The following is a 1,944-nucleotide window of genomic DNA, read 5'->3' as shown; positions in this document are numbered from 1 at the left end:
GGCGTCGGCGAGCATGAACGCCAGGCGCGCATCGGGCAACGCCGGGTCCAACGGCAAATACGCCGCCCCGGCCTTGACCACCGCGGCCATTGCGACGACGGCATGAGCGCACCGCGGGAAAAGCAGGGCGACGTATGCTCCGGGACCGGCACCGAGCTCGATGAGCAGATGAGCCAACCGATTCGACACTTCGTCGAACTCTCGATACGTCATCGTTTCGCCGTCGAAGGTCAACGCCGCCGCGTCGGGTGTGCGCGCCACCTGAGCAGCCAACGCATCCGGGATCGAGAGTGCAGGGGGCGCGGGTTGAGTCAACACCGCGCGGTTGGCCCATCGATCGAGTCCGGCACGCTCGTCGTCGTCGACGAGGTCGATCGACGACACCCGTTGTGCCGGGTCGGCGGTCATCGACGTCAGCACCGACTGCATCCGGTCGATCAGGACTTCGACGCTGGCGACGTCGAACACGTCGGTACGGAACTGCACCGTGCCGTAGATCCCGGCCGCCTCCCCCTCTTCGGTCCATTGCTCAGACAGTGAGAACGACAGATCCGTCCGCGCGGTGTGGGTTTCGGCCGGCTGAACTGAAACCTCCAGATCCTCCAGCATCAGGCCGGCGGTCGGTCCGTTGTGGTGACCGGGCACGTTCTGCCATGACACCATGACCTGGACCAGCGGATGATGCGCCAGAGACCGGACCGGATTGAGTCGGTCGACGAGCAGTTCGAAAGGCACGTCCTGGTTCTCGAAGGCGGCAAGGCTGCGCTCACGCACCTGGACAAGCAGGTCGGCGACGGTCGGGTCGTCTTCCATGTCGACCCGAAGCACCAGCGTGTTGACGAAGAAGCCGACGAGATCGTCGGTCACGGCCTCGCGCCGACCGGCGATCGGAAACCCAACCGCCACATCGGAACTAGCGCTGAGCTTCGACAACACGACCGCAAGCGCGCCCTGAACCACCATGAACGTCGTGGCGTTGTACTCGCGGGCCACGTCGCGCACCCGTTGCTGCAGTTCGCTCGGCCAGCGCACGGGGGCGCTCGCCCCGCGATGGTCGGCGATTGACGGATACGGACGGTCGGTGGGCAACCGCATACGTTCGGGCATTCCGGCCAGCGTCTGTCGCCAGAATCGCAGTTGCGCGGCGATCGGACTGTCGGGGTCGTCGGGATCGCCGAATTGCGCGTGCTGCCACAACGTGTAATCGGCGTATTGAACGGGAAGTTCGAGCCAATCCGGGGCCCGTCCCTGCCGGCGCGCGGAGTATGCCGCGGACAGATCGCGGATCAGCGGTGTCATCGACCAACCGTCCGCGGCAATGTGATGCACCGTGGCGACCAGAGTGTGGTCCTCTTCGGCGATACGGAACAGCCGAGCGCGAAGCGGAATTTCGGCGGCCAGGTCGAAGTAGTAGCGGGCCGTTTCCTCGACCCCCGCAGCCAATTGCTCCGGTGTCCAATCGGTGGCATCCACGACGTGCCAGCCGAAGTCGGCTTGCTCGGCGCTCACCACGTGTTGCTGCGGGATTCCGTCGGTCGAAACGATTACGGTGCGCAGACTCTCGTGGCGGCACACCACGTCCGCCAGCGCTGAGCCCAGCGCGTCAGGGTCGAGCCTCCCGCGCAGCTGCAGAGCCACTGCCATGTTGTAGACGGCCGAGGGCCCCTGCAACTGATCAAGGAACCATAGTCGGCTCTGCGCGAACGACAACGGAATCGCTGGGGGCCGTTCGGTTCTCACCAGTGGAGCGAGCTCGAGACCGGCGGCGCCGACGCGTGGCGCCAGCTGAGCGATCGTCGGTGCGTCGAACAACGTCCGTACCGCCAGCTTCGCTCCCAGCGTGCGGTTCACCGCGGCGATCACCCGCATCGCCGACAATGAGTCGCCGCCGAGTTCGAAGAAGGAGTCTTCGGTGCCGACGTGGGTGAGGCCGAGGACGTTTGC

The 1,944-nt window shown here is 65.8% G+C and carries 1 protein-coding gene; it reads right to left on the bottom strand.

The window, feature by feature from the left end; all coding sequences use genetic code 11:
* On the bottom strand, positions 1-1,944 hold a 1,944-nt coding region (locus N4S67_RS27935; protein ID WP_260996313.1), incomplete at both ends, for a condensation domain-containing protein.

The sequence above is a fragment of the Mycobacterium deserti genome (assembly GCF_025345615.1).
Taxonomy (GTDB): Bacteria; Actinomycetota; Actinomycetes; order Mycobacteriales; family Mycobacteriaceae; genus Mycobacterium; species Mycobacterium deserti.
This window is presented reverse-complemented; position numbering and strand designations above follow the sequence as displayed.